The sequence below is a fragment of the Cupriavidus sp. SIMBA_020 genome, assembly GCF_046535395.1.
GTDB lineage: Bacteria > Pseudomonadota > Gammaproteobacteria > Burkholderiales > Burkholderiaceae > Cupriavidus > Cupriavidus campinensis.
Map to the genome: position 1 here is coordinate 1 of NZ_JAWRWU010001723.1, position 234 is coordinate 234.

Consider the following 234-nt stretch of genomic DNA (forward strand, 5'->3'; position numbering starts at 1 on the left):
GTTGGAAGCAGCAGAGAAGTCAGATGGCCCGATGACAAATTTCGGTATCACGACTCCAAGTCGGGAAGTGGCTGCGCCTCCCATCCAGAGAGTTTCTCGATGGTCCGCGCAACCCTGAGCACGAGCGCCTCGTCGAAATATCGACCTACGATTTGGACAGCCATGGGCAGCCCTTGCGACGAAAGCCCGATCGGTACACTGATGGCCGGATGTCCAGTGACATTGAACGCATAG

Annotated in this window: 1 protein-coding gene; it reads right to left on the reverse strand. The window is 56.4% G+C overall.

Translation table 11 applies throughout. The annotated features are described in order from the left end of the window. Window positions 1-47 precede the first annotated feature (47 nt). Window positions 48-234: amidase family protein (locus tag SB751_RS35505; RefSeq protein WP_410749675.1), on the reverse strand; the 187-nt coding region annotated here is incomplete at its 5' end.